Below are 6,976 nucleotides of genomic sequence, written 5' to 3' on the forward strand. Positions count from 1 at the left end.
GCTCTGAGGGGTGTCGCTTGGATGGATGGAGTACGGGGAATGGCAGCTTTTCCCTCCCGTTTGCGGAAAGTCTCAGTGCTGCTTTGCGTCAAACGATCGGTGGAGATTGAGGTAGAGGCATACGCATCCGAGAGATGTTTGTGCTCGGGACTAAATATCACTCTCAATCAAGATCTTCTGACAAGAAACTAATATTTCAGGATAAATTGCATTCCTAGTTAGAAATGTTTGGGTTTGTGTTTCGAGTCTCTGGTATCGCGAATCGATCCGATATCCGCGCGATCGACCGCGATTTGATGTTGTGGGTCTGTTCTTCAGTAAAATCGTTGCGAGATTTGCAAAAAATATTTTGTTTGCATACGACAAAAAAGAATTTAAACAAAAAAATATTTTCTTACGATTTCAATTATTTTTATACCGAAAAACAAAACGATCTATCTTTTCTTGAATTAATTTACGGTATAGGATTAAAAAAACTAAATTTTAATCCTGTTTTTTGCTCTGAAATTTTGATAGAATATTTCAAACAACTTAAAGTTTGGAAAAAATTAATGTCAAAAGCAACCTGGAACGGTGCTTTATTAGCCGAAAGCGATAACTGTGAAGTCGTCGATGGAAATCAATACTTTCCTCCAGATTCGATCGACACACAGTATTTTAAGCCCAGCAATACCCAGACCACTTGTCCTTGGAAAGGTGTTGCTAGCTACTACAACATTGAAGTGGATGGGAAAGTGAATGCCGATGCAGCATGGTACTATCCGGAAACGAAAGAAGCCGCGAAAAATATTAAAGGATATATTTCTTTTTGGAAAGGGGTCAAAGTTGAAAAATAGCTTTTGGCGTTTAGGAAACGAGGTGTGGAGATCGATTTAGCGATCGACCTAGTACAAATAGGCAGAAGTTCAGCCACTCTTCTTTAGTCTGACCCCATCGGCCAAGACCCTTTTCTAAAATCTACACTCGATCGGCATCTTTACCACCCGCGCTTGCTAGAACTTCCCGAACAAAATTTAGATTTTTTTAGGTAAGTCGGGTTCGATCGAATCTACGATCTAACGAAAAGTCAACAATCCCTATAGGGGGTTAACAGCCGTTCCCCCTATGGAACCGATATATATTGTCAGACCTCATCGTAATAACAAAACATCGTTGTATTTATTTGCGCTGACTGACCTCATATTAGAATGAGACAGAGATCGAGTCTGTGATGGAAGCAAAAGAGACCGATCCTCGATCTCCAATAGGAATCGTTCTGACTCATCGTCATCAAATTGGAAAGACTTGCCTTGCATGGAAACGAGACCGATTAAGTTGCTGTGGGGGTTCAGTTGTCTGGCATATCACGTTCGAGATCGAGCAAATTGCTATCGAAAGCGATCGATTTTGTTCGACAATACCTCCCTCGCAAACTTCATCGGTGAATTCTCCTAACTTCATAGAACTTTTATCTCGTCTTTGGGGTATACCAGTAATATGGCACCGAAAACCCGAAGTCGGACTTTTTCGGTATCGTTAGGTTAAGCCCATGGAGCAAACAACAGACCGGACTCGACTTGTATCGGTGGCGAACCCAAACCTCAATTTAACCTTGCCCACGTCAGTAACGCAAACGCAACTCTGAATCTACGCAATATGAAAAAACTTGCTTACGGAATTTCTTCTTTAATACCTTTGGGTTTATTATTTCTGACATTCAATGCTGTTGCGGCTGGAAAAACCAAGGCTAAAGTTGAGACCGAACCCGCTACGAAGGAAAAGCTAGAAGTTATTAAACAGCAAGAAGAATTGCCAGAGGGCGAGTTACCGGCTGATGTTCCTAATGGCGAGAATCTCGACCCTGCTGCCTTGGGGGTCGATGGAGTTGTCTTCGATGATATCGTCCTCGGGAGTCGGAAACTCGAAGGATTATTTTCCCTGTATAAAAACGATGTCACTGGCGAGCTTTACTTAGAACTTTCTCCGGAGCAATTCAATCAAAACTTGCTGTTGGTGATGACCCTATCGAGAGGGATTGGAGAAGCTGGACTGTTGAGCGGTTTGCCTCTTGGAGATGTGTTGTTTCAATTCCGCCGCCAGGGAGACCGAGTTCAGTTTGTCGTGCCCAATATCTACTTGCGCAACCAAGCAAGCGATCCCGAAGCGCGATCGCTCGATCGATCTTTTAGCGAATCGGTACTGTATTCCCTTCCCATCGTCGCCACCCATCCCGAACGAAAAACCCTGCTGGTGGATTTAGGGGAACTGCTGATGAATCGGGATATTTCGGGCTTAGCCTCCGAGCTTCCGTACTTTTTAGGAGGTTCCTATTGGCCCGACTCCGATAAATCCTATTTACAACGGGTGCAAGCCTTTCCCCTCAACGTCGAAATCGAATCGGTTTACGGATTTTCCGGCAATGGAGGATACCTGACAACCCTCCCAGACAACCGTGCGTTCGACTTGCAGGTTCACTATAGTATTTCCCAACTGCCTGCCAAGGGCAGTTATCAACCGCGTGCTGCTGACGAGCGAGTGGGGTATTTTATCACTGCCTATCGGAACGTTGCCGACGATACCAACAGCGATCCGTTTGTCCGCTACATTCAGCGCTGGAACTTGGAAAAACAAGATCCCAATGCCGAACTCTCACCCCCTAAAGAGCCGATCGTCTTCTGGATCGAGAATACCGTACCCCCCAAGTATCGAAATGCCATCCGCGAAGGCATTTTGGTATGGAATAAAGCCTTTGAACAGGCAGGGTTCCTCAACGCCATCGAAGTGCGGCAGATGCCCGATGACGCAACTTGGCAACCGGAAGATATCCGCTACAACACCATCCGCTGGTCAACCAACTTATACTCCTATTTTGCCGGCATCGGTCCGTCGCGGGTCGATCCCCTCACCGGACAAATTTTAGATGCGGATATTCTGCTCGATGCCAATGTGGTTCGCTTGGCACAGCAGGAGTTTAGCTCGCTAATCGGCAGCGGTGGCAGTGCCCAAAGCGAACTGGCCGCCGAAGCCTGTAGCATTGCTTCTGCTTTATGCGATCGAGTTGAGGGCGATCGCCCCCAACTCGATCCCTCGGTTCTCAGCGATCGCCTGCCGTTTACCAATCGCCATCGCCAAAGTTGTAGCTGTGGCGAATGTACCCGGCAACTGGCCATCGGGTCGATGGCACTGTCTTTATTACACGGCGCTCAGCCAGATGGGGCGGAAATTGAGGAATATATCAATCAATATTTGCAGTTCTTAACGGCCCATGAAGTGGGACATACATTAGGATTGCGCCACAACTTCCACGGCAGCACCTTGCTGAGTCCCGAAGAGCTGAACGACACGCAAATTACCCGCACCCGAGGCTCGATTTCGTCGGTAATGGATTACGTCTTTGCCAACCTGGCACCACCGGGAATGCCCCAGGGTGACTATTTCCCCACCCTCGTCGGACCTTACGATCGCTGGGCGGTGGAGTACGGCTACAAACCTTCACCTCGGCGGTTGCAGGAGCAAGAGGAAGACTTTCTCGAAGCGATCGCCGAGCGCTCTTCGGACCCGGAACTGGCTTACGGCACCGATGAAGATGCTTGGTCCCAAGTCGATCCGGCCGTCACTCGCTTCGATTTGAGTAACGATCCCCTCCGTTACGCGCAGTACCAAATGGAAAATGCCCGTCAGATGTGGCTGCGTTTAGAAAGTGAGAGCCTCCAGCCGGGAGAAGATTTCAGCAAAATGCGCGAGAAATTCAATCTGGTGCTGTCCTATTACTTCAATCAAGCGGCGATCGTCACCAACTACGTGGGGGGTCAGTCCTTCAACCGCGCTCGTGCTGGGGACCCGGCGGGACGCTTGCCCTTCGAGCCAATCCCCGTGGAGAAACAGCGGCAAAGTTTGGCGACTCTGGAGCAGTACGTCTTTGCCCCCAATGCCTTTGAATTTTCACCGGACTTGCTCAACCAACTCGCACCTTCGCGCTGGAGTCATTGGGGTAGCGAGATTCCGGTTTTCCGTTTGGATTATCCGATTCACGATATCATCCTGTTCGTGCAAGGGGCGATTCTCGAATCCCTGCTCTCGGGCGAGCGACTTAACCGCTTGCGGGACTTGGAACTCAAAACCGACCCCGGAGAGGCATTGACTCTGCCGGAACTATTTGAGACCCTCCATCGCAGCATCTGGATGGAAGTGTTGCAAGCCCAGAACGCTCCGACTCCCATTACCAGCGTTCGTCGTTCCTTGCAGCGCAAACATCTTAATTTGCTCATTTCGATGGTGTTGGGGCAGTTGGACGTACCCGAAGACGCTCGGACTCTGGCATGGTATCAGTTGCGCCAGCTCGATGGAGATATCTACGAGGCTCTGCAAGAGCAAGAAGACGATCTAGACACTTATACCACCGCTCACTTGCAAGAAACTCGCGATCGCCTGCTCAAAGCCCTCGACGCTGAGTTTCAGTCGAATTAACAAACCCCTCCAGAAGCCCCGCGCTCCTAGTAGGAGCGCGAAGACGGAACGATCGTTCCGTCCCGACAATCGCAGATCGCTCGATCGTAGGTCGTTACGGATTTACGCCACTCATCCATGAAAGAGCAAGCATGAAGTTTCAGTTAAATTTTTAGTATTTTAAAGCCCTTGACGAGGATTGAACTCGTGACCTCACCCTTACCAAGGGTGTGCTCTACCACTGAGCTACAAGGGCACTGACGTAGAATTTTTATGTCCATTGTGTGGTGGGCCGGGCTGGATTCGAACCAGCGTAGGCGTAGCCAGCGGATTTACAGTCCGCCCCCATTAACCACTCGGGCACCGACCCATTAATTTTGACCACAGTTATTAATCATAGCATAGTTACCCAAAAAGACAAATGTTCTTAAAATTTTCCGGCTTCTGCCATTTGACGGAATTTCAACCAAATGTCCCGCGCCAATTCGAGCGTGGAACCGAAAGCCAGTAAAAGTCGATCGAGAACAATTTCGAGCCAGACCTTCGATCTTTCCACATCAAACTTAGATGTCACCCCGATGCTGCAAGAGTCAGTGTGGACTTCAATCTCGATACACCGTACAGCGAACTCCGTGCGATCGCTCATTTCAAAACGAGTGAAGAACTTCTCCCCTATCGAATCCGCGTGTTGGTCGGTCTGGCAGACCGTTGTGCTTTTGCCATCGGACGTTTGGCCGTTCTTCCGGCGGCGGTACGGCTTCTAGCTTGTTTGGGAATCGTGGTTGGGGAAGATTTTGATTTCTCGTCTTCTATCGCATATCCAGCATGAGCGCTGCGCTTGGTGCGGAAGGTCACGTTTACCCCTTCATTGGTTTGTTCTAGAACCAGCAGGGGTGTGGGCTTGGCACTTTGATCCCAGTGGATGTAAGCTACGCGGCCCTGGATGGACGGTTGCCAGGTATCGCGATCGCCAGCCGGACTCAGATACGTTTCGATACAATCAATAATTTGACCGATAGTAGCCGAGGTGGGTTGCGTGGGTAATTTCGTCATCTTGATTTGAATCCGGAACAGGACTCTCTTTTTCGTTTGAGAGCCAACACCGGTTTCGTGTTCCACATCAAACGTTTCATCCACCAAGCGTCCCGCACCCCGATTTTCTGCATTGGGACGTAGGGCGATGCTGATTTTATTTTTAACCTTGACCTTAATCTGATTGACTACGGCAAAATGGAAGGTTTCTTCTTCCATTCGCATCCGCAAGTAGTCTAGGTTAAACTCTCGCGAGTGAATCAGGTCGGGATTCTTTTCCATCTTGCCGATGGTTGCAACGGCACGCTTGTACTTCTTTTGGAGTTCGCGATTTTTAAACTCTTCAGTTCTGAGCTTTTTATTGAGCTTACTCATTTGAACTCGGGAAAAAATAGCCGCCACGATCGCCCCTAAGGAAACAAATCCGAGTACGCCCATCATTAGGGAGTTGCTGGGAACCTCTTGCCCTTGAGCTTGGAATGGGGTTTGTGCTAATGTCGGCTCGATGAGAATAATGGGATCTGACATAAGACGTAACTGAAACGACTGAATATCTCTATCTTATGAAGAGAATGCACTCTCCGCCCACCACCGCGAGCGCTAAATGCGATCGAATGTTCGTTAAGCGGTGATTTCTCGTGCATTCAACAAGTTCGATTTCCCCCAGCTTCCCCCGATCGCTTCACGGGCAATCAAAAATATTTAACCAAATCCGATCTGATGTCTTCTGTTTTACTCGATCGAAAGATCGCCGCCCAATTTGCCCCCAAAATACGCCTGGTGGCCACGGATATGGACGGCACGTTAACCCAACAGGGTCAATTTACTCCCGGTTTGCTAGCCCAGTTGCTCGAGTTGGCGCGATCGCAAATTTCGGTTGTTATCGTTACCGGAAGATCGGCGGGTTGGGTGAGTGGTTTGGCTCACTACCTACCGGTTTGGGGAGCGATCGCCGAAAATGGCGGGCTGCTGTACGCGAGCGATAGAAACTTTCCCCTTCTTCTCAACGACATCAAAGATCCGATCGCCCACCGACAAAACCTAGCGCGGGTTTTCGAGTCGCTGCAACGAGACTTTCCCCACCTGCAAGAATCCGCTGACAATCCGTTTCGGATTACGGATTGGACATTTGATGTGAAGGGACTGAGCCAGGTGGATTTGCAACAAATGGCGGCTTCGTGCCAGGAGCAAGGTTGGGATTTTGTCTACAGTACGGTGCAGTGCCATATCAAGCCTTTTGCCCAGGAAAAAGCGGCCGCTGTTTTGCGGGTGCTTGAGGATTACTTTCCCCAGCTCGATCGCGATCGCGTGCTAACAGTGGGAGATAGTCCCAACGATCGCAGTTTGTTCGATCCGAGCAATTTCCCCCATTCGGTGGGAGTGGCCAATATTGCCGACTATCTCGATTTGCTCCCTCATCCTCCGGCTTATCTCACCCAGGGAATGGAAGGGGATGGGTTTGGCGAGTTGGTACGGTATCTGCTCGCGGCGAGGATCTAACTATTAAGTTCGGTTAAGT

Annotated in this window: 5 protein-coding genes and 2 tRNA genes; 3 read left to right on the plus strand and 4 right to left on the minus strand. The window is 49.1% G+C overall.

Annotation, left to right across the window (positions count from 1 at the left end; translation table 11 throughout):
- Positions 1-551: 551 nt before the first annotated feature.
- Together IQ235_RS14750 and IQ235_RS14755 are read left to right on the plus strand one after the other, a co-directional pair.
- Positions 552-836 (plus strand): DUF427 domain-containing protein, encoded by a 285-nt coding sequence (locus tag IQ235_RS14750; RefSeq protein ID WP_264322206.1) that lies wholly within the window; start codon positions 552-554, stop codon positions 834-836.
- A 799-nt stretch (positions 837-1,635) separates the two neighbouring features.
- Positions 1,636-4,446, plus strand: a complete 2,811-nt coding sequence (locus IQ235_RS14755; RefSeq protein WP_264322207.1) for a zinc-dependent metalloprotease — start codon at positions 1,636-1,638, stop codon at positions 4,444-4,446.
- A 163-nt stretch (positions 4,447-4,609) separates the two neighbouring features.
- Here IQ235_RS14755 and IQ235_RS14760 read toward each other — a convergent pair.
- The 4 genes from IQ235_RS14760 to IQ235_RS14775 all read right to left on the minus strand — a co-directional run bounded on the left by IQ235_RS14760 (position 4,610) and on the right by IQ235_RS14775 (position 5,985).
- Positions 4,610-4,681 (minus strand) — tRNA-Thr (locus tag IQ235_RS14760).
- Positions 4,682-4,710: 29 nt separating this feature from the next.
- Positions 4,711-4,795, minus strand: a tRNA-Tyr gene (locus IQ235_RS14765).
- 57 nt (positions 4,796-4,852) lie between these two features.
- The gene (locus IQ235_RS14770) at positions 4,853-5,071 is read right to left on the minus strand and encodes a hypothetical protein (RefSeq protein ID WP_264322208.1); all 219 of its coding nucleotides are present in this window, start codon (positions 5,069-5,071) and stop codon (positions 4,853-4,855) included.
- A gap of 26 nt (positions 5,072-5,097) precedes the next feature.
- Positions 5,098-5,985, minus strand: a complete 888-nt coding sequence (locus tag IQ235_RS14775) for a hypothetical protein (protein ID WP_264322209.1) — start codon at positions 5,983-5,985, stop codon at positions 5,098-5,100.
- Between the two features lie 192 nt (positions 5,986-6,177).
- On the opposite strand from IQ235_RS14775, the gene IQ235_RS14780 reads away from it, so the two are divergent.
- Positions 6,178-6,957, plus strand: coding sequence for an HAD family hydrolase (locus IQ235_RS14780; RefSeq protein ID WP_264322210.1), 780 nt, complete (start codon positions 6,178-6,180; stop codon positions 6,955-6,957).
- Positions 6,958-6,976: the final 19 nt, after the last annotated feature.

This window comes from Zarconia navalis LEGE 11467 (assembly GCF_015207075.1).
GTDB classification, from domain to species: Bacteria; Cyanobacteriota; Cyanobacteriia; order Cyanobacteriales; family Geitlerinemataceae; genus Zarconia; species Zarconia navalis.